The sequence below is a fragment of the Micromonospora sp. NPDC049645 genome (assembly GCF_040675155.1).
Classification (GTDB): Bacteria; Actinomycetota; Actinomycetes; order Mycobacteriales; family Micromonosporaceae; genus Micromonospora.
The window spans coordinates 594,678-615,780 of sequence record NZ_JBFAOI010000002.1 but is presented as its reverse complement, the minus strand read 5'-3'; the positions used below and the strand labels follow the sequence as shown (position 1 = coordinate 615,780).

The 21,103-nt window shown below is 74.2% G+C and carries 14 protein-coding genes; 10 read left to right on the top strand and 4 right to left on the bottom strand.

The features are described 5' to 3' along the window. Positions 1-7: 7 nt before the first annotated feature. The 10 genes from AB0J33_RS08170 to helR all read left to right on the top strand — a co-directional run bounded on the left by AB0J33_RS08170 (position 8) and on the right by helR (position 11,887). Positions 8-1,396: an MFS transporter gene (locus AB0J33_RS08170; RefSeq protein ID WP_363611206.1), complete on the top strand. Its 1,389-nt coding sequence runs from the start codon at positions 8-10 to the stop codon at positions 1,394-1,396. Then, positions 1,393-1,623, top strand: coding sequence for an acyl carrier protein (locus AB0J33_RS08165; protein WP_238661485.1), 231 nt, complete (start codon positions 1,393-1,395; stop codon positions 1,621-1,623). The genes AB0J33_RS08170 and AB0J33_RS08165 overlap by 4 nt, the downstream gene beginning before the upstream one ends. Continuing rightward, positions 1,620-3,224: a hypothetical protein gene (locus AB0J33_RS08160; RefSeq protein WP_363611203.1), complete on the top strand. Its 1,605-nt coding sequence runs from the start codon at positions 1,620-1,622 to the stop codon at positions 3,222-3,224. The genes AB0J33_RS08165 and AB0J33_RS08160 overlap by 4 nt, the downstream gene beginning before the upstream one ends. Next, positions 3,221-4,252 carry a 3-oxoacyl-[acyl-carrier-protein] synthase III C-terminal domain-containing protein gene (locus AB0J33_RS08155; protein WP_363611201.1) on the top strand — a complete coding sequence of 344 codons (1,032 nt, stop codon included), beginning with the start codon at positions 3,221-3,223 and terminating at the stop codon, positions 4,250-4,252. Before AB0J33_RS08160 ends, AB0J33_RS08155 begins: the two co-directional genes overlap by 4 nt. A 79-nt stretch (positions 4,253-4,331) precedes the next feature. Further along, positions 4,332-6,215 (top strand): HAD-IIIC family phosphatase, encoded by a 1,884-nt coding sequence (locus AB0J33_RS08150; protein WP_363611199.1) that lies wholly within the window; start codon positions 4,332-4,334, stop codon positions 6,213-6,215. Continuing rightward, complete coding sequence (locus AB0J33_RS08145; protein WP_363611197.1) at positions 6,208-6,456, top strand: phosphopantetheine-binding protein; 249 nt, start codon at positions 6,208-6,210, stop codon at positions 6,454-6,456. The genes AB0J33_RS08150 and AB0J33_RS08145 overlap by 8 nt, the downstream gene beginning before the upstream one ends. Next, positions 6,453-7,391: a thiamine pyrophosphate-dependent dehydrogenase E1 component subunit alpha gene (locus tag AB0J33_RS08140; RefSeq protein WP_363611195.1), complete on the top strand. Its 939-nt coding sequence runs from the start codon at positions 6,453-6,455 to the stop codon at positions 7,389-7,391. The genes AB0J33_RS08145 and AB0J33_RS08140 overlap by 4 nt, the downstream gene beginning before the upstream one ends. Beyond that, complete coding sequence (locus AB0J33_RS08135; protein ID WP_363611193.1) at positions 7,384-8,397, top strand: transketolase C-terminal domain-containing protein; 1,014 nt, start codon at positions 7,384-7,386, stop codon at positions 8,395-8,397. The genes AB0J33_RS08140 and AB0J33_RS08135 overlap by 8 nt, the downstream gene beginning before the upstream one ends. Further along, a complete protein-coding gene (locus AB0J33_RS08130; RefSeq protein ID WP_363611191.1) occupies positions 8,390-9,598 on the top strand; it encodes a 2-oxo acid dehydrogenase subunit E2 in 1,209 nt (402 codons plus the stop codon). Before AB0J33_RS08135 ends, AB0J33_RS08130 begins: the two co-directional genes overlap by 8 nt. 141 nt (positions 9,599-9,739) lie before the next feature. Next, on the top strand, positions 9,740-11,887 hold the full coding sequence (gene helR / locus AB0J33_RS08125) for an RNA polymerase recycling motor ATPase HelR (protein ID WP_363611189.1): 2,148 nt from the start codon (positions 9,740-9,742) through the stop codon (positions 11,885-11,887). A gap of 47 nt (positions 11,888-11,934) precedes the next feature. Here helR and AB0J33_RS08120 read toward each other — a convergent pair whose 3' ends face one another. The 4 genes from AB0J33_RS08120 to AB0J33_RS08105 are packed head-to-tail and all read right to left on the bottom strand — an operon-like array spanning position 11,935 to position 21,080. Next, entirely contained in the window at positions 11,935-12,141 is a 207-nt protein-coding gene (locus tag AB0J33_RS08120; protein ID WP_363611187.1) for an MbtH family NRPS accessory protein, read from the bottom strand. Then, positions 12,134-15,232, bottom strand: coding sequence for a beta-ketoacyl synthase N-terminal-like domain-containing protein (locus AB0J33_RS08115; RefSeq protein ID WP_363611185.1), 3,099 nt, complete (start codon positions 15,230-15,232; stop codon positions 12,134-12,136). The genes AB0J33_RS08120 and AB0J33_RS08115 overlap by 8 nt, the downstream gene beginning before the upstream one ends. Then, positions 15,229-18,525 (bottom strand): amino acid adenylation domain-containing protein, encoded by a 3,297-nt coding sequence (locus AB0J33_RS08110; protein ID WP_363611183.1) that lies wholly within the window; start codon positions 18,523-18,525, stop codon positions 15,229-15,231. The genes AB0J33_RS08115 and AB0J33_RS08110 overlap by 4 nt, the downstream gene beginning before the upstream one ends. Beyond that, positions 18,522-21,080: a non-ribosomal peptide synthetase gene (locus AB0J33_RS08105; protein WP_363611181.1), complete on the bottom strand. Its 2,559-nt coding sequence runs from the start codon at positions 21,078-21,080 to the stop codon at positions 18,522-18,524. Before AB0J33_RS08105 ends, AB0J33_RS08110 begins: the two co-directional genes overlap by 4 nt. Positions 21,081-21,103 lie beyond the last annotated feature (23 nt).

The window sequence follows — 21,103 nt, the reverse complement described above, 5'->3', positions numbered from 1 at the left end:
GACCCCCATGGCGTTCCGACGCCCGACCCGGTTCGCCGGGTTCACCACGATCTGGTTCGGCCAGCTGCTGTCGGCGCTCGGCACCCGGATGACGAACTTCGCCCTGAGCATCTGGGTGTGGGACGCCACCGGCCGGGCCTTCGACCTGACCATGCTGATGGCGTTCGCGTTCGGCGCGACGGTCATCTTCAGCCCGATCGCCGGCGCGCTTGTCGACCGGTGGGGGCGGCGGCTGACCATTGTGCTCAGCGACGTCGGGTCCGCGATCACCACCGCCGCCGTGCTGCTGCTGTTCCTCACCGACTCGGTCGAGGTGTGGCATCTCTACCTGGTCAACCTGGTCACCGGCGCGTTCCTCGCGTTCCAGCTGCCGGCGTACCAGGCGACCATCACGGTGATGATGGAGAAGGGCCAGTACCCGCGGGCCAACGCCATGATGTTCGCGGTCCGGACCATCCCGGTGATCTTCGCTCCGGGCTTCGCCGCCGCCCTGCTCGGCCTGATGGACATCAAGGTCATCCTGTTCATCGACGCGCTGTCCTACGTGGTGGCGATCGGCGCGGTGTTGCTGGTGCAGTTGCCGCCGAGGCCCCGCTCGACCGAACCGGACGACGCCGGCTTCTGGTCGGACACCATCTACGGTTTCCGCTACATCCTGGCCAGCCGGGCGTTCACCGGGCTGGAGATGATCATGTTCGCCATCAACGTGCTCGCCGCGGTCGGTTTCGCCCTGCTGGTGCCCCAGATCCTGGCCCGCACCGACAGCAGCGCCAACGCGGTCGGGTTGGTGCAGACCATCGGCGCGGTCGGCGGCGTTGCCGGCGCCCTCCTGCTGGGACTGCTACCGAACACCCGGCACAAGATCCGGCGAATGCTCATCGCCATCCTGGTCTTCAGCGTCCTCGGCCGGATCGTCTACGGCGTCGGGGACAGCATCATCGTCTGGTCGGTCGCCCTGCTCTTCCTGCACCTGTCCATCCCCTTCATCGACGGCTACGCCCAGTCGGTCTGGCAGGAGAAGGTGGAGCCGTCACACCAGGGCCGGGTCTTCGCCGCACGACAGTTCATCGAGGACCTGGCGTACCCCGGCGGCACCGCGCTGGCCGGCATCGCCGCCGACCGCTGGTTCGAGCCGATGATGCGCGACGGCGGGCCCGGGGTGCCGTACTTCGGCTGGTTGGTGGGGAGCGGGCCGGGCGCCGGCATGGGGCTCATCTTCGTGATCGTCGGCCTGTTCGGCATCGGCGTCGCGGCGGCCGGCTTCGCCTCACCGAGCATCCGCCGGATGGAGGTCGACCTGCCCGACTACGACGAGACCCCCGCCGTGCCGGCCCCGCTGCCCGCACCGACCGGCACCGACGAGCTGACCGACGACCGCGCGGTGGTGGCGAAGTGACGCTCACCGAGGTGGTCGCCGGGGTGCTGGAGGTCGACCCGGCCGAGGTGACCGACGACTCCGGACCGCAGACCATCGGCACCTGGACGAGCCTGCGGCACCTGCAACTGGTCGTGACGCTCGAGGAGGTCTACGGGCTCTCCTTCGCCTTCGAGGACATCCGCGACGTGCGCAGCGTCGCCGACCTGCGCGCGGTGCTGCGGGCCAAGGGAACGGAGGCGACATGAGCGCCGACCTGCTCGCCCGGCGTACCCGCTGGCAGGCCGTCACCCGACAGCCCCCGACGCCGGTGCTGCGCGTGGCGCTGCTGGCCAGCTACACGGTGGACCCGCTGGTGCCGTACCTCGGGTTGGGCCTGCACGACGCCGGGGTGCCCGCCGACCTCAGCGTCGGTCCGTTCCAGCAGGTCGTGCAGCAGTGTCTGGCCACCGACGGCTTCCTCGCCGACGCCCGGCCGGACGTGCTGGTGGTGGCGCAGCGCCTGGAGGAGGCCGGCGATCCCGGCCCGGCCGGCGCCGGCTGGACGACCGAACTGCTGGCCGGCGCGGAGGCGGCGGTCAGCGCCGCGCGTCGCCGGGGCGCACTGCTGGTGTACGTGCTGCCGGCCGTCCCCGGCACCCGCCCGCACGGCCCGGCCGACGCGATGCGCGCCGACGGCGTGACCGCCAGCGCCACCGCGGTACGGGAGCGCCTGCGCGACCGGTTGGCCGGCGACCCCGGGGTGTTGCTCGTCGACGCCGACGAGGCGGTACGGACCGTGGGCGACGGGCGGGCGTACCACCCGGCGCTGTTCCGGTTCGCCAAGGTGCCGTACGTCGAGGAGGTCTTCGCGCGCCTCGGTGCCGCCGTGGCCACGCTGGTAGGCGGCTTCTTCGGCGCGGTCTGCCGCGCGCTGGTGCTCGACGGCGACGGGCTGACCGGCGCGGCGCACCTGCTGCCGGCGCTGCGGGAGCTGCGCGACGCCGGGGTACCCGTGGCGCTGCGCGCCAGCGGCCCCGGATGCTTGTCGAACGGCGACACGGTGGACCTGCTGCCCGCGCTGAACGGCTGGGTCACCGACGACCGACCGCTGGCCGACCAGCTCGCCGAGATCGCCGCCGAGCTGGACGTGACGACGAACCAGCTGGTGCTGGCCGGCGTCGGCCCCGCCGAGGGCAACCCGGTGGCACGCCGCGTGACGCTCGGCACCGACCCGCGGGGCTGGTCGGAGGAGCTGCGCGCGGCGCGGCTCACCGACCGGCTGCCCAGCCGACGCTGGAGCGGTGGCGGCACGCCCGCACCGGCCAGCGCGCCCACCACGCTGTCGCTCGACGACTTCGTGGCCGGGCTGGACGTCCAGGTCGACTACCGACCGGTGAGCGCCGACGACATCGCCGAGGTCGCCGAGGTGGTCGCCCGAGCGCACGACTTCGCCCTGGCTCCGGCCCCACCGGCAGCCGCGCTGGCCGAGCGGGCCGGTGACCTGCTGGCCGTACGCGTCCGCGACCGGCTCGGCGACTACGGCACCTCGGGGCTGGTGGCGCTCGACCGGTCCGTGCACCGCTGGACGGTCGACGTCTTCTCACTCTCCTGCCCGGTGCTCGGCAAGGGCGTGGAAGCGGCGGTGCTGCGCGAGCTGACCCGGCGGGCCGGGCGGGCCGGGGCCGACGAGGTGCTGGTCCGCTGGACCGACACCGGCCGCAACGGCACCGCCCGGCGCTTCCTGGCCGATCTGGACGCCGTGGCGTCCGCCGATCCGCAGGTCCGGCTGCGGGCCGCTCGCCCCGACGGCGACGGTGCCGACGCGGCAGCGGCAGCGGCGGGCCGGGGTACGGCGGTGCGGCGATGAGCGGGCCACCGCCGGTCGGCGTCGGGGTGGCCGCCCTGGCCCACGTGCTCGGCGAGCAGGTCGACGTGGCGTCGGCCGCCGCCGCGTACACCGAGGACCTGGACCGGCTGCGGTCCTGGGAGTACCGGGGTTTCCACCGGGCCGGCCCCGGCGTCGGGGTCACCGACCTCGCGGTGGTGGCCGGCGGCACCGCGCTGGACCGGGCCGGGTTGTCCGCCGCCGACGTGGACCTGGTGGTGCTGGCCATCCCCGACCTGGCCGAGTACCTCTACTGGGACCCGGCCGCGCACACCCAGGCACGGCTCGGCGCGCACCGGGCCGAGGCGGTGCTGCTCAACCAGGCCTGCGGAGGTGGGGTGGCCGCGTTCGACACGGTCGCCGGCCGGTTCGCCACCCACCCCGAGTACCGGACGGCGTTGCTGATCGGTGGGAACCGGGTCTGTGAGCCGTACTGGAACCGGATGGAGGTCAACACCAGCATCTTCTCCGACGGCGCGGCGGCGGCCGTGCTGGTCCGCGACCACGACCGGTGCCGCTGGTTGGCGACCGAGACGATCAGCGACGGCCGGTACGCGGGCTTCATGCGGATGCCGGTCGGCGGGGCGGCGCAGCCCTTCACCCCGGAGGGCGGCGCTCCCCGCGTCGGCGACCCGGCGGACCGGCTCAACGAGTTCTTCGCCGGTGACGTGCGCAGGATGTTCGCGTTCGTCGCCACCATCCGGGACCGCAACCGGCGGGTGGTGGAGGCGGCGTGTGACCGGGCCGGCGTGACGCTGGCCGACGTCCGCCGGTTCGTGCACTTTCACGACAACGCCCGGCAGTTCGCCGAGCTGGCCAAGGACCTCGGCGTGGAGGTGGAGCGGACGAACGTCGAGCTGGCCCTCGCGCACGGCCACGTCGGCTGCGCCGACCAGCTGATCGGGCTGGAGCGCCACCTCGACACCGGGGAGCTGACCGAGGGGGACCTGGTCGCCCTGACCAGCACCGGCAGTGGCATGCACTGGGTCTGCACCCTGCTGCGGGTCTGACCGGCCGTGCCCACGACGGCGGCGCCGTGACCGGCCTGTCGACAACGATCCCGCCCGGCGGGAGAGGAAGGAAGAGGCAATGAGAGTCGAGGAGGTCCTTCTGCGGATCCGCCGGCTGCGCCGCCCCGACGCGCCCGCGGATCCGGAGCTGGCACCCGGCCTGGTCCACCTGGACGACGCGGCGGTCACCACCGTCGCCTCCGCCGGCCGGCTGCTCGCCGACGTGCCGGCCGAGAAGCTGTCCAGCCCGGACTTCCCGCTCCGGCCGCTGCGGGTCGCGATCACCGGCACGTTCACCCCGGGGACGGTCGAGCCGCTGCTGCGGGTGGCGTTGCTGCGCATCGGTATCGCCGCCGAGATCCACGTCTCCGGCTTCGACCAACTCGTCCTCGACCTCAGCGACCCGGGTTCGGCGCTCGCCGAGTTCCGGCCGGACGTCACGCTCTGCCTGCTGCACGACGGCTGGTTCCTGCCCGCCGAGTGGGACCCCGGCGACCTGAGCGGCCTGGCCGACACGCTCAGCCAGCGGGCGGACGTGCTGGCCGCCGCCGTCCGGGGCTACGCCGCCCGCACCGACGGCGCGTTGCTGCTGCACACCGTGCCGATGTCCCCGCTGGAGCACCGCAGCCTGGTCAGCTTCCGCGGCCGGGCCGAGTTGGGACGGGTCTGGCGGGAGCTGAACGGGCGACTGCTGGAGCTGGGCGAGCGGGAGACGACGTACACCCTCGACCTGGAGACGTTGCTGGTGGACCACGACGGCCCGGTGCGCGACGAGCGCCTGTTCCGGTTCGCCAGCATGGCCTGGACGCCCACCGTGGAACGCCGCTACGCGCACGAGGCGGCCACCTTCTGTCGGGCGGTCCTCGGCCGGACGGCGAAGGTGCTCGCGCTCGACCTGGACAACACGCTCTGGGCGGGGGTGCTCGGCGACGACGGGCTGGCCGGCATCATGCTGGGCACCGACTATCCGGGCAACTGCCACCGCGACGTGCAGCGGCGGGCCCTGGCGCTGCGCCGGCAGGGCGTGCTGCTGGCGGTGTGCAGCAAGAACGACCCCGACCTGGTGACCGAGGCGTTCGCGCAGCACCCGGATCTGCTGCTGCGGGGCGACGACTTCGTGGCGCAGGCGGTCAACTGGGGGCGTAAGGACGACAACCTGCGTCAGCTCTCCCGCACCCTCAACCTCGGCCTGGACGCCGTGGTGTTCGCCGACGACAGCCCGTTCGAGTGTGAGCTGGTGCGCCACGAGCTGCCGACGGTACGGGTGGTGGAGCTGGCCGGTGACCCGGCCGGGTTCTCCCACAAACTGCTCGCCGAGGGGCACTTCACCGTGCTGGCCACCGGGGCCACCGACCGCGAACGCACCGAGCTGTACCGGGCCCGCACCGGCCGGGAACGCTTCGCCGCCACCTTCGACTCGGCGGCGGACTACCTGCACGAGCTGAAGCTGCGGGTCACCGTCCGCCCGGTGGACGACCTCAGCCTGCCCCGGGTCGCGCAGCTCGGACTGCGCACCAACCAGTTCACCATGACCGAACGGGCGCACACCGAGGCGCAGACCCGACAGCGCGCCGCGTCGCCCGACCACCTGGTGCTCACCGTCGAGGTCACCGACCGGTTCGGTGCCGAAGGGCTGGTCGGTGGCCTGTGGCTGGACCGGTCCACCCCGGACTCCTGGGTGATCGAGAACTTCGTGCTCAGTTGCCGGGTCTTCTCCCGTGGCGTCGAACAGGCCGCGCTGCACCGGGTGGCGGAGTTGGCCGGCTCGGCCGGCGCGACCCGGCTGGAGGCGCTGTTCCGGCCCACCACCCGCAACAAGCCCGGCGGGGCCGTCTGGCCCGGCGCCGGGTTCACCGTGGCGTCCGAACAGGACGGCACCATCCGGCACGTGTTGCCGCTGCACCCACCGCCCCGGCTGTTGCCGGCGTGGATCGCCCTGGAGGAGGGAGACGTCCGTGCCTGATCTGTTCACCACCGTCGCGGACCTCGTCGAACAGGTCGCCGACATACCGGCCGCGCAGCTGTCGCCGGATGTCCGGTTCGAGACGCTTACCAACTGGACCAGCCTGGAGGCGCTGGGGCTGCTCGCCGCGCTGGAGGACGAACTCGGTGTCCGCCTGGACCTGCGGGCGTACCTGGCGGTGACCGCCGTCGGCGAACTGGTCGACCTGGTCGCCGGCGAGCTGGACGGGGCAGCGCGGTGACCGCCACCCGCACCGAGGCGCCGCCGGGCGCGCCGACCCGGCTCGCCGACGCCGACCTGGATCTGCTGCTGCTCATCCGGCACTTCGAGCTGGCGTTGCTGGACATGTTCGGTCGGGGTGAACTGCACGGCACCACGCACACCTGCCTCGGCCAGGAGTACGTGCCGGTCGCGCTGCGCCCCCTGCTCACCGACGGCGACTTCGTGTTCAGCAACCACCGGGGTCACGGCCACTACCTGGCCCGGTTCGACGATCCGCACGGGCTGCTCGCCGAGGTGATGGGACGCGAGGGCGCGGTCTGCCACGGCGTCGGCGGCAGCCAACACATCCTGCGCGACCGTTACCTGTCGACCGGGGTGCAGGGCGAGAGCGCGCCGGTGGCGGCCGGGGTGGCGCTGCACCTCAAGCGCGCCGAGCCGGGCCGGCTGGCGCTGGTCTACCTCGGCGACGGCACCTGGGGCGAGGGCGCGGTCTACGAGGCGCTGAACATGGCCGCGCTGTGGGGGTTGCCGCTGGTGCTGGTGGTGGAGAACAACGGCATCGCCCAGTCCACGCCGACCGGCGCGCAGCTCGCCGGCAGCATCGGCGGGCGGGCCCGGGCGTTCGGGGTGGAGCACCTGCGGGTCACCTCCACCGACACCGCCGTGGTCCGGGCCGCGTTGGCGCCGGTGCTGCGCCGGGTCCGCGAACGCTGCACGCCGTACGTGGTGGAGCTGATCACCCACCGGGTGGGCCCACACAGCAAGGGCGACGACAACCGCCGCCCGGACGAGCTGGCGTACGCGAAGGCGCACGACTGGTACGTCCGCTACGCCGAGGCGTACCCGGAGCAGTTCACCGCGCGCGACGAGCGGCAGCGCGGGTACGTGGCGCAGGTGGTCGCCGACGTCGCCGGCCGGCCGGCGAGTCGCTGGGCGGAGGCCGACCGTGGCTGAGCGGGTGGTGGAGAACCTCAACCAGGCGTTGCACGCGTTGCTGGCCGACGATCCCGGGTTGACAGTGCTCGGCGAGGACGTGGTCGACCCGTACGGCGGGGCGTTCAAGGTGACCCGGGGGCTGTCGACACGCTGGCCGGACCGGGTGCGCTCCACCCCGTTGAGCGAGGGAGGCATCGTCGGCGTGGCCGGTGGCCTGGCGCTGGCGGGGCAGAGCGCGATCGTCGAGATCATGTTCAGTGACTTCGTGGCGCTGGCGTTCGACCAGATCCTCAACTTCGCCAGCAAGTCGACCACGATGTACGGCCGGCGGGTGCCGATCCGCCTGGTGGTGCGCTGCCCCACCGGCGGCAACCGGGGGTACGGCCCGACGCACAGCCAGAGCCCGCAGAAGCACTTCGTCGGCATTCCCGGCCTGACCCTGCACGAGATGTCGCCGTTCCACGACAACCGGACGGTCCTCGCCGGCATGCTCGCCACCGGACGGCCGGGGCTGCTCTTCGAGGACAAGGTCCTCTACACCACCCGGATGTACGCCGACGGCGTGGTGGACGAGCTGTTCCGCTACGACCTGATCGGCCCGGACGCCGACGTGGCCCGGGTCTGGGTGGACGACCCGGAACAGGCCGACTGTGTGCTCGTCGTACCCGGCGGGTTGGCCGCGCGGGCCGTGTCGGTGGCCCGGGAGCTGCTGTTGCGCGACGACATCGTCTGCCAGGTGCTGGTGCCGTCGCGGTTGTGGCCGGTGGACGCGGACACCCTGCTGCCGCCGATCGCCCGCGCCGGCCGGGTGGTGGTGGCCGAGGAGAGCACCGCCGGCGGCACCTGGGGGGCGGAGTTGGCGCACGTCGTGCACCAGCGACTCTGGGGCGCCCTGCGGGCACCGGTGCGGTTGGTGCACTCCGCGGACAGCGTCATCCCGACCGCCGCGCATCTCGAACGCACCGTGCTGGTGCAGGACGCCGACATCCACCGGGCCGTGAAGGAGGTCGTCAGCGGTGACTGACCTGGTCGTTCCCAAGCTGAACAACAACGACACGACGTACGTGCTGATCGACTGGCTCGTCGCGGACGGCGAGCAGGTGCGCGCCGGTGAGCCGATCGCCGAGGTGGAGACCTCCAAGGCGGCCGAGGAGTTGCTCAGCGAGCATTCCGGCGTGCTGCACCGGGTCACCGAGGTCGACCAGGAGTGCGCACCCGGCGACGTCATCGGCCACGTCTTCGACACCGAGGAGGCCCGGCAGCGCTTCCTCGCCGCGGCGGTCGCCCCCGCCGGGTCGGCGCCCGAGGCCCACCCGGGCGGTCCGGTGCTCACCGACTCGGCCCGGGAGTTGGCCGCCGCGCACGGTCTCGGTGACGACGAGCTGCGCGCGCTCGGCAGGGCGGTCGTGCGCCGTACCGATGTGGAACGCCTGCTGGCCGACCGGTCGGCGGCGCCCACGGCGACGACCGAGCCGGTGGTGGTGGCCGCGGCCGCCGCGCTCGCGGCCGGCGACGGCCCGGAGCCGGACGACCCCCGCCCGGTGCACGCGCTCTCCCGCGCCCAGCGGGCGGTGGCCGCGGTGGTCACCGAGTCGCACCGGGAGGTGCCGGCGGCGCTCGCCGTCATCAAGGTACGCGTCGACGCCGCCCTCACCGTGGCCCGGCAGCTCACGCGCACCACCCGCACCCTGGTCGGTCTGCCGGAACTGCTGGTCAAGGCGATCGGCGGGCTGCGCGAGGAGCACCCGTTGCTGTTCGCCGCGCCCGGCGACGGCAGCAGCGTACGGCTGGCCGAGGCGGCGCACGTCGGCGTCACCATCGACGTCGGGACGGGACTGTTCATCCCGGTGGTCCGGGACGTGGAGGAGCTGACCTGCGCGGAGATCGCCGAGACGCTGATGGACTTCCGGTCCCGGGCCGGTGGGACCGGCTTCCGGGCCGGGGAGCTGGCCGGCGGCACCATCGTCGTGTCCCTGCACACCGACCCGGACGTGGTGCTCGCCGGGCCGATCGTCTTCCCGGGCCAGACCTGCGTGGTGGCAATCGGGGGCACCCAGGAGGAGTTGGCGCTGGACGACGCCGGCCAGGTCGTCACCCGCCGGTTCGTCAATCTGAGCGCGGTCTACGACCACCGAGTGGTCAACGGAAGGGAGGCGGTCGCCTTCCTCCAGGCGGTGAAGGCGGCGCTGGAGGCGCCCGCCCACCTGGCCGACGTACTGCCCTGAACACGGAAAACGGGAGACACCACGTCTCCCGCCACTTCTAACTTATAGCGCACCGGGGGGCTTGCGGCAAGACCCCATTTATGACGCAGAATCGTCGGCCGAGGCCAGATTCTGCCGAATGGAAGTCATGAATTGAATTCCTTGCCCACCACCGTGTTCGCACTCCCCGATCGCCTCTCCGCCAAGGCCGACCCGGCGCTCATCGCGCGCGACGAGCGGCACTTCGCGGTCATGGCGCAGAGCCTCGCGCAGCTGACCGCCGAGCTGTCCGACCGCCTGGACACCGCGCGGCGGGCGCCCGGCGGCAAGGGCCGGCAGGCGGTGGACCGGGACGAGGAGGTCCGTAGGCTGAGCGCCCGTCTGCGCTCGCTGAGCCGCTACGGACTGGACCTGTGCCTCGGCCACGTGGTCGAGGCGGGCAATCCCGAGCCGGTGTACATCGGGCGGCGCGGCCTCACCGACAGCACGGGTCGACGGCTGCTGCTCGACTGGCGCTCACCCGCCGCCGAGCCGTTCTTCGGCGCGACCCACGCCAACCCGATGGGTCTGGCGAGCCGCCGCCGGTACCGCTGGACCCGCGGCCGGATCAGCGACTACTGGGACGAGGTGTTCACCGCGGACGGGTTCGTGGGGCACGCCGTCGCGCTCGACGACCAGTCCGCGTTCATCGCCAGCCTGGGCGGCGCCCGGTCGGGCCGGATGCGCGACGTGCTCAGCACCATCCAGGCCGACCAGGACGCGATCATCCGGGCGGGGTCGGCCGGCGCCCTCGTGGTCGACGGCGGTCCGGGCACCGGGAAGACCGTCGTCGCCCTGCACCGCACCGCGTACCTGCTCTACTCCGACCCGCGCCTCGGTCAGCGCCGGGGCGGGGTGCTCTTCGTGGGGCCGCACCAGCCCTACCTGGCGTACGTCGCCGACGTCCTGCCCAGCCTCGGCGAGGAGGACGTGCAGACCTGCACCCTGCGCGACCTCACACCCGAGGGGGCCACGGCGACCGCCGACACCGACCCGGAGGTGGCCCGGCTGAAGTCCTCGGCCGCGCTGGTCGGGGCGGTCGACGCGGCCGTGCGGTTCTACGAGGACCCGCCGACCGCCCCGATGACGATCACGGTCGGCGACTCCGACATCCGGCTGGGCGCCGACGACTGGGCCGACGCGTTCCAGGCGCCGGGGCCGGGCACCCCGCACAACGAGGCGCGCGAGGAGATCTGGGAGGAGTTGCTCACGATCCTGATCGACAGGTACGACGGCGACGAGCCGGACGACGTGCTCCGCGCCTCGCTGCTGCGCAACCGGGAGCTGCGAGCTGCGGTCAACCGCGCCTGGCCGTTGCTCGACGCGGCCGACCTCGTGGGTGACCTGTGGTCGGTGCCCGCGTACCTGCGCAGATGCGCGCCGTGGCTCAGCCCGGAGGAGGTCCGCAGGCTGCACCGCGACGAACCCCGGGCCTGGACCGTCTCCGACCTGCCGTTGCTGGACGCGGCGCGGCGGCGGCTCGGCGACCCGGAGCGGTCGGGGCGCACCCGTCGGCACGATCCGGCCGCCGCCGTCGAACGCGAACACATGGCCCGGGTCGTCGACGAGCTGCTCGCGGCCGACACCTACGACGACGGCGAGGGCCTGCTGACCATGCTGCGCCAGCCGGACCTGCGGGAGGTCCTGGTCGACGACTCCGCGCTGTCGGACGCCGACCCGGATCTGTTGGCCGGCCCGTTCGCGCACATCGTCGTGGACGAGGCGCAGGAGCTGACCGACGCCCAGTGGCAGATGCTGCTCGCGCGCTGCCCGTCGCGCAGCTTCACCATCGTGGGCGACCGCGCCCAGGCCCGGCACGGGTTCACCGAGTCGTGGCAGGAACGCCTCGAACGGGTCGGGCTGGACCGGGTCGCGCTGGCCTCGTTGACCATCAACTACCGGACGCCCGCCGAGGTCATGGCGGAGGCCGAGCCGGTCATCCGGGCCGTGCTCCCCGACGCCAACGTGCCGACCTCGATCCGCGGCAACGGGCTACCCGTCGTCCGCGGATCGGTCGCCGAGCTGGGCTCGATCCTCGACACCTGGCTCGCCGCCCACGCCGACGGCATCGCCTGCGTGATCGGCGACCCGACGTTCCCGCCGACGGCCCGGGTCCGGTCCCTGAGCCCGGAGCAGGCCAAGGGGCTGGAGTTCGACCTGGTCGTCCTCGTCGACCCGGAGACGTTCGGCACCGGCATCGAGGGGGTCGTCGACCGTTACGTCGCGATGACCCGGGCCACCCAGCAACTCGTGCTCCTCAGCAGTGCCTGAGGCTGGGCCGACCCGGGTCTCGGGGCCGCACCGGTCCCGCTCGGGTCTCAGCCCAGCCGGGCGGCCTCGGCGGCCAGGTGTTCGCGGACGCTGCGGGGGCGCATGTCGGTCCAGGTCCGCGCCACGAAGTCCAGGCACTCCTGGCGGCTGCCGGCACAACCGGCCTCCCGCCAACCGTCCGGGACCTCCTTGTGGCGGGGCCAGAGGGCGTACTGCTCCTCGTCGTTGACCAGGACGCGGTGTTCGTCAGCCATCACGGTTTCCTTCCTCGTGTCGGGCCAGGTGCAGTTCACGGGCGAGACTCTCCGGGGACAACGCCCGGATCTCCGCGAGCAGGTCGGCCAGGTCGCCGTCCGTGGGTGGGACAACCGCCGGGGGTACGTCGGCGGTCGGTCGGGCCAGCGCGGCGACGGTACGGGCCAGCGCGGACGGAGTGGGTGACTCGAAGATCGCGGCCGGCGGCAGGTCGACGCCGAGGGCGTCGCGCAGCCGTGCCACCACCCGGGTACCGAGCAGGGAGTGCCCGCCCAGCTCGAAGAAGTCGTCGTGTGGGCCGATCTCGTCCACCCCGAGCAGGTCCATCCAGATCCGCCGCACCACCTCGTACGGCTCGTCGGCCGGCGCGGGTCGCGGCGTCGCCGGGGACACCGGAGTGGACTCCGGCGCGGTGTCGTCGGGGCCGATCGGTTCCGGTCGCCGCGGCGAAAACCGCTCCACCCAGTGCCGCTGGCGGGCGAACGGGTACGTGGGCAGGGGCACCCGCCGTCGTCCGTCCTCCCGGGCGTCGGGCCGGCGCAGTGGCACCCCGGCCAGCCAGAGCCGGCCGACCGCCAGGGCGACCGAGGCGTCCTCGCCGACCGGGGTGCGCTCGACGGGGAGGGTGGTCGACACCGGAACACCGCGCGCCGCCTCGTGTTGGCGGGCGAGGGTGGCCAGGGTGCGACCGGGGCCGACCTCCAGCAACGCGTACCGCTGGCGCAGCAGCAGGTCCGCGCCGGCGGTGAAGTTGACCGGTCGGCGCAGCTGCCGCACCCAGTAGTCGGGGTCGGTGGCCTCGTCGTCGGTCAGCCAGCCGCCCGTCACGTTCGACACCACGGGCAGGGTCGGCGGGCGCAGCGGCACCTCACGCAGGTGCGCGGCGAAACCGGCGAGGGCCGGTTCCATCAGGGCCGAGTGGAACGCGTGCGAGGTGCGTACCTCCCGGCAGGCCACCCCACGTTCGCGCAGCTCGGCGGCGAGCGCGGCGACGGCGGCGGTCGCGCCGGAGACGGTGGTGAGCCGGGGCGCGTTGGCGGCGGCCACCTCGACCCCGGCGGGCAGCAGGGGCGCGACCTCGTCGGCGGGCAGGTGCACCGACAGCATCGACCCGGGCTGCTGGGCCTGCATGAGCCGGCCGCGTACCGCGACGGTGGCGAGCGCGTCCGCGAGGGTGAAGACGCCGGCCCGGCACGCGGCCACGTACTCGCCGAGGCTGTGCCCGGCCAGGGCGGCCGGACGTACGCCGTGGTGGTGCAGCAGCTCGGCGAGGGCGTACTCGACGGCGAAGAGGGCCGGTTGGGTGAGCCGGGTCTCGTCCAGCTCCGGTGCGGCGGGCACCGGGTCACCGGGCGGGCAGAGCAGCGTGCGCAGGTCCACGTCGAGGTGCGGGCGGAGCAGGTCCGCGCAGCGGTCGAAGGCGGCCCGGTAGACCGCCTCGGTGCGGTACAGGGTGCGGCCCATCCCCGGGTACTGCGCGCCCTGGCCGGGGAAGAGCAGTGCCACCCCGGCCGGTGCGCCGGTGGCGACGCCGGTGCGGACCAGCGCCGAGCCCCGGTCGGCGAGCTGGGCGGCGGCGAGGGCGCCGGTGGCGGCGACGGTGACCAGCCGGTGCCCGAACTCCGGCCGGGACTCGCGCAGGGTGTACGCGACGTCGGCCAGCGGGAGTTCGGGATGCTCGGCCAGGTGGGTGGCGAGCTGGGCGCGGGCCCGGTCGAGCGCGTCGGCGTCCCGGGCGGAGAGCATCAGCAGCCGGGTGGAGTCGGTGGACGAGCCGGGCGGGGCGGGCTCGACGGGCTCGGCGGCTTCGAGGACCACGTGGGCGTTGGTGCCGCCGATGCCGAACGAGCTGACCGCGGCCCGGGGCGGCGTGTCCCGGTCGGGCCAGGGTTGCGCGGCGGTGGGCACCCGGAACGGGCCGCCGGTCAGCTCGGGGTGCGGTTCGGTGCAGTACGGGCTGGGTGGCACCACCCGATGGTGCAGTGCCAGCGCCGCCTTGATCAGGCCGGTCACCCCGGCCGCTACGTCGAGGTGCCCGAGGATCGACTTGACGGAGCCGAGCGCGCACTGGCCGTCGGCGGTCCCCCGGAACGCCTCGGCGAGAGCCCGCAGCTCGATCTGGTCGCCCAGCTCGGTGCCGGTGCCGTGCGCCTCGACGTACCCGATGGTCTCCGGGTCGACCTCGGCCATCTCCTGGGCGGCCCGGATCGCCGCGACCTGACCGTCCACTCCGGGCGCGGTGAAGCCGACCTTCACCCGGCCGTCGTTGTTGACCGCCGAGCCGCGGATCACCGCGTACACGGTGTCGCCGTCGCGGCGGGCGTCCGCCAGCCGGCGCAGCACGACCACTGCGACGCCGTCGCCGCCGACGGTTCCGCTGGCCCGCACGTCGAACGGACGGCAGTGCCCGTCGCGGGACATGATGCCGCCGGCCTCGTGGCGGTAGCCGGTGCCGGCGGGCAACAGCAGGTGCGCGCCACCGGCGAGCGCGACGTCGCAATCCCGGGCCAGCAGTGCCTGCCCGGCGAGGTGCACGGCGACCAGCGAGGACGAGCAGGCCGTCTGCACCGCCACGGCGGGGCCCCGCAGGTCCAGGTGGTACGCCACCCGGGTGGGCAGCGAGTCCTTGTCGTTGGCGAGCATCAGCTCGTACTCGCTGACCGAGTCCAGCTGCGGGTTGCGGAACAGGTGGTGCAGCAGGTAGCCGCTGGCCGCGGCGGCGGCGTAGACCCCCACCAGCCGGTCCGGGTCGCCGGTGAGGTGACCGGCGCGTTCCAGCGCGGCCCAGGCGCACTCCAGGAAGAGCCGTTGTTGCGGGTCGAGCAGCCGGGCGTCGCGGGGCGAGTAGCCGAAGAAGCCGGCGTCGAACCGGTCGACGTCCGCCAGCGCGCCGTGCGCCGGCACGTGGTCCGGGTGTCGACGTTCGTCCTCGGTCACCCCGGCGGCGGCCAGTTCCGCATCGGTGAAACGGCTGATGGTCTCCTCGCCGGCGAGGACCCGCCGCCACAGCTCGTCCACGTCGGCGGCGCCGGGAAACCGGCCGGCCATCCCGACGATGGCGATCTCCAGTCCGGTCTCCTGCGTGGTCATGGTCGTCCCTCCCCGGCCGGCACCGGGCGGGCGCGTCGCGCCCGCTCGGCGAGGGCCTGCTTGCGTTCGTCCCGGCGCCGACCGGCGGTCGGGTCCGGAGGTGGCGGGGCCGCCGGCGCTTCCCCGTCGAGAAATCGGGCCAGCAGCGCGATGGTCGGGTACCGGAACAGCTCGACGGCGGGCACCGGGCGGCCCAGCCGGTCGGCGAGGCGGGCCTGTGCCCTGGCCAGCAGCAGTGAGGTGCCGCCCAGGTCGAAGAAGTTGTCGTGCACGCCGACGTCGGCGAGCCCGAGCACGTCGCGCCACACCTCGGCGACGGCCCGCTCGACCTCCCCGTTCGGTGCCAGGTACGCGGCGCCGAGGTCGGCGCGCACCACGGCGGGGGCGGGCAGCCGGGACGGGTCGAGTTTGCCGCTGGCGTTCACCGGCAGGTCGTCGACCACCACGAAGGCCGTCGGCACCAGGTATCGGGGCAGCTGCCGCAGCAGGTCCTGGCGCAGCTCGTCCACCACCAGGTTGTCGCCGACGAGGTAGCCGACCAGCCGCCGTCCGCCGGGCGAGTCGGTGCGGACCACGGCGGCGGCCCGGCGCACACCGGCGCACTGCCGGAGCCGGGCCTCCACCTCGCCCAGCTCGATCCGATAGCCGTTGATCTTGACCTGGTTGTCGGCCCGGCCCAGGAACACCAACTGCCCGTCGGCACGCCAGCGGACCAGGTCGCCGGTGGCGTACATCCGCGCTCCGGGCGTCGGGGCGTACGGGTCGGGCACGAAGCGCCGCGCGGTGAGCGCCGCGTCGCCGTGGTAGCCGCGGGCCACCCCGGCGCCGCCGAGATACAGCTCGCCGGGCACCCCGGGGGGCACCGGCCGCAGCTCGGCGTCGAGCACGTAGGCGCGTACCCCGGTCAGCGGCCGACCGATGGGCAGCTCGGTGCCGTCCGGGGCGCAGTGCGCGGCGGTGGCGGTCACCGTGGCCTCGGTCGGGCCGTACCCGTTGATCAGGAGCCGGCCGTGCGACCAGGCGGCGGCAACGTCCGGCGCGCAGGGTTCGCCGCCGACGGTGAGCACCCGCAGATCCGGCGCCCCGGCCGGGTCCAGGGCGTCGAGCACCACCGGGGGCAGGTCGGCCACGGTGACGGCGTGCCGGACGAGCGCGGCGGCCAGGTCGGGGCCGGGGGCGCGCTCGTCCGGGCCGAGCAGGCGCAGCGTCGCGCCCACGGTGAATGCGGTGACCAGGTCGGACAGGGACACGTCGAAGCTGATCGAGTGGAACTGGAGGACCCGGTCGTCGGCGCGGACGCCGACCAGTTGGGCCTGCGCCCCGGCGAGGTTGCCCAGCCCGCGATGGGTGCCGACGACGCCCTTGGGCAGCCCGGTGGAGCCGGACGTGTAGATCAGGTAGGCGGCGGCGTCCGGGTGGACGGTTCCCGGAGGTGGACCGGCGGCGGCCGGCAGCGGCTCGTCCACCCGCAGCAGTGGCACGTCGGTGGCGGGCAGCGCCAGCTGCGCGTCGGCGTCGGTGACCACCAGCGCGGCGGCGGAGTCGGTGAGCAGGTAGGCCAGCCGGGCCGCCGGCAACTGCGGATCCAGGGGCAGGTAGACCGCGCCGGCCCGGAGCACGCCGAGGAGCGCGACCACCCAGTCCGGGCCAGCCGGCAGGCAGACCCCGACGGTGGTCTCGGCCCGTACGCCGCGGGCCAGCAGGGCGTGGGCCAGCCGGTCCGCCCGCACGTCCAGCTCCCGGTAGGTAAGCGTCTGCTCGCGGTACGCCACGGCGACCGTGTCCGGGCGGGCGGCGGCCTGCCGGGCCACCAACGCGGGGAACAGCGGCTGCTCCGCCGCCGCGGTGGCGGTGGCGGCCCAGCGGTCGACGAGGTGCCGACCGGCGTCCGGGCGCAGCAGCGGCAACCCGGCAACCGGAGTGTCCGGGTCGGCGAGGGCGGCGGTGAGCAGCGTGGCGAGTTGGTCGGCGAGCCCGCGGGCGGTGGCCTCGTCGAAGAGCCGGGTCCGGTACTCGATCCGCCCGTCGATCCGCCCCTGGTACGGGATGACGGTCAGTGTCAGGTCGAACATGGACGTGCCGGTGTGCGTCTCGCCGCTGGCCAGCACGGTGACCCCGGGCAGCGTCAGGCGCTGCTCCCAGCCGTCCTCGACGGCGAACATCACCTGGGCGAGGGGGTGCCGACCGGGATCCCGGACCGGTCGGATCTCCTGCACCAGCGCGTCGAAGGGCACCGGGTCGGTCAGCGCGGTCAGCGCCGCGTCCCGCAGATGGTCCAGCAACGCGGCGAAGGTCACCTGCTCGTCGACCCGGCTGCGCAGCACCAGCGTGTTGACGAAGAAGCCGACCGCCGTCTCGCTGTCGAGCGTCTGCCGATTCGCGACGGGGGTGGCGAGCAGCAGGTCCGGCTGCTGGCTGTGCCGGTGCAGCAGCACCGCCCAGGCCGCCGCGAAGATCATGTATGGGGTGGCGCCGGTGCGTCGCCCCGCCTCGGCGACCCGGTCGGCCAGCTCGGGCGGCCAGGAGAACTCGATCTCGTGGCCGGCGTCCTCCAGCTGCGCCGGTCGGGGCCGGTCGGTGGGCAGGTCCAGCCCCGGCGGCGCGCCCGCGAGGGCGTCACGCCACCAGCCCAACCGCCGGGTCAACTCGGTCGGATCGAGCAGCCGGTCCTGGGCCAGGGCGGCCGGCACGTCGCGCGGCACCGACGGCAGCTCCGCGGCCCGTCCGGCGCGGGCCGCCGCGTACGCCGCGGACAGCTCCTCGAAGAGCAGGCCCATGCTCCAGCCGTCGCAGACCACGTGGTGCAGGGAGAGCAGCAGCGACCAGTCGACCGGGCCGGTGCGGCACAGTGTGGCGCGCAGCAGCGGACCCCGGGTCAGGTCGAACGGGCGGACCGCCTCGGCGGCGGCGTACTCGTCGATCCGGTCCGCCGCGACGTCCCGCACGTCCAGCGGCAGGCCGCCCGGCGGCAGGATCAGCTGGTACGTCTCCCCCTCCAACGGCACGAACACCGTGCGCAGCGCCTCGTGCCGCGCCACCAGCAGGTCGAGCGCGGCACGCAGCGCCGGCACGTCCAGGTCGCCGCGCAGGTCCACCCGGTACGGGACGTGGTAGGCGGGGCTCTCCGGGTGGAGCTGGGCCAGCAGCAGCATCCACTCCTGCGCGGCGGTGAGTGGGTGGATCCCGTACCGGTCACCGTCGGCGCGGAGCGCCGCGAGGAACGCCCGCCGCCGTTCGGGCGGCAACGCCTCCACCCGCTGCCGCAGCGCCGCTGGCGTGAGGACAGCGCTCATCTGGCGCTCCCGTGCTCGTACTGGTCGAGCAGGCCGGCGAGATCGGCGGGTGGTGCGGCGTCCGACGGGACCGCGTCGACCGGCCCGTCGGGCTGGGCCACCGCCGCGCGGGCCCCGGTGATCTCGTCCGCCGCGGCGGCCAGCGCCGCCACCGTCGGGTGGTCGAAGATCAGTCGCAGTGGCACCTCCACGCCGATCGCGGCGGACAGCCGGGACCGCACCCGGGTGGCCTTCAACGACCGGCCGCCGAGATCGAAGAAGTCGTCGTCGCGCCGACGCACCGGCACACCGAGCACGTCGCGCCAGACCGAGGCCACCACCCGCTCGGTGCCGGTACGCGGGCCGGCGTCCTCGTCCTCCGTCGGGGGCGCGCCGGGCGCGGGCGGCGCGTCGGGTGTCGACAGCGCCTCGGGTACGGGCGGCGCGTCGGGTGCGGGCAGGGCGTTCGTGTCCACCTTGCCGTTGCGGTTGAGCGGCAGCCGGGGCAACGTCACGAACACCGCCGGCACCAGGTGGTCGGGCAACTGTTCCCGGGCGCGTTCCCGGACCGTCTCGACGCGCACCCCGTCGGCGAGCACCACGTACGCGACGAGTCGGGCGTCGCCCGCCCCGTCGCGGTCGGCGCGCACGATGGCGTCGCGCAGCAGCTCACCGCCGCGGAGCACCTCGGTCACCTCGCCCGGTTCCACCCGGTAGCCCCGGATCTTGACCTGGTGGTCGGACCGGCCGACGAACTCGATCAGCCCGTCGACGCGTTGCCGGACCAGGTCGCCGGTGCGGTACAGCCGGCCCCCCGCGCGCGGCCCGAACGGGTCCGGCACGAACCGGTCGGCGGTCGCCTCCGGACGGCCGAGGTAGCCGCGCGCCACCCCGTCCCCGCCGATGAACAGCTCACCGAGCACGCCGGGCGGCACCGGCTGGAGGAACCGGTCCAACACGTACACGCGGGTGTTGGCGACCGGGCCACCGATCGGCACCACCTGGTCGTCGGCGGTGAGCAGGGCGCAGTCGTACGTGGTGGTGTAGGTGGTGCCCTCGGTCGGGCCGTACCCGTTGACCAGTGTCAGGTCCGGGCAGGCGGCCCGCAGCCGGCCCACCGCCACCCGGTCGGCCTGCTCCCCGCCGAAGGTCAGGTAGCGCAGACCGGCCAGGGCGTCCGGGGCCTCCGTCGCCAACTGCCGGGCCACAGAGGTGGCCAGGAACATCATCGTCACGCCGGTGGCGCGCAGCCGCTCGCGCAGCCGATCCGGCACGATCACGTCGTTGATGTCCAGGTCGGCCAGGCAGGCGCCGTTGAGCAGCGCCCCCCACACCTCCAGGGTGGCCGCGTCGAAGGACATCGTGGCGGCCTGCCCCATCACGTCCTCGGGGCGTACGTCGACGAAGTCGGTGTCGCGGACCAGCCGGACGATGTTGCGGTGGCTGACCCCGGTGCCCTTGGGCTGGCCGGTGGAACCGGAGGTGTACATGACGTACGCGAGCTGGTCGGGGTGGATGGTCACCCGCAGCGGGTCCGCCGGGTCCTGGTCGGGCGGTAACCGGTCCACCACCAGGCGCGGCGTGCCGTCGTCCGGCAGCCGGTCGGCCAGCGCGGCGGTGTGCAGGATCGCTCCCGGCGCGGCGTCGCGGCACATCAGCGCCAGCCGCCGCGACGGGTACCCGGGGTCCAACGGCAGGTACGCGGCACCGACCTTGAGCGTCGCCAGGGCGGCGATGACCCAGCGGGCGGTGTCGGGAACGCAGAGTCCGACCAGCGCCTCGGCGCCGATGCCCAGTCGCCGTAGGTGCCCCGCCAGCTGGTTGGCGCGCCGGTCCACCTCCCGGTAGCTGAGGATCTCGTCGCCGTGGCGCAGCGCGGGGGCGTCCGGAGTCTCCCGGGCCCACCGCGCGAACAGGTCGGGCACCGACCGGTCGCGGGGGTAGGCGGTGTCGGTGGCGTTCCACCCGGCCACCACCCGCCGTTCCGTCGCCGGGTCGAGCAGCGGCAGGTCGGACAGGCGCGCCTCGGGCCGCTCCTCGACGCGAGCGAGCAGAGCGGTGAGCGTGGCGCCGATCAGCGCCGCGTTCGGGTGGGTCACGGTGGCCGTCGGCGACCCGTCGTCGGCCCGCAGCCGCAACACACCCCGTGCTCCCGGTGGCAGCGCCCCGAGGCTCGCCGACACCACCGGCCGGTGCTCCGCAACCATCGGGGGCAGCGCCGCCTGGTGTGCCCGCGCCTCGCGCAGCGCCGTGCGGACCAGGTCGCGCAGCTGCGTCCAGGTGGGATCGTCGGGAACTCGGACCCGCACGGGCAGCCATCGTCCCGGCGCGCCCCGGTCGGTCGGCGTCTCGGCGAGCAGGTCGCCGCCGCCGGTCCAGCGGTGCAGCAGCGCGAACACCCCGGCCAGCGCGTCGACCAGCGACTCGGACGAGCCGGCCGGCAGGGCCACCCCAGCCGTGCCGTCGACTGCGGTGTCGGGTACGGGCGGCAGGGGCAGCTCCGGTGGCTCCGGAAGGGCGTCGAGTTGTCGCTGCCAGAAGGCGGCGAGGTCGGGCGCGACGGACTGTTCGGACATCGGATCTCAGCTCCGATCGGGCA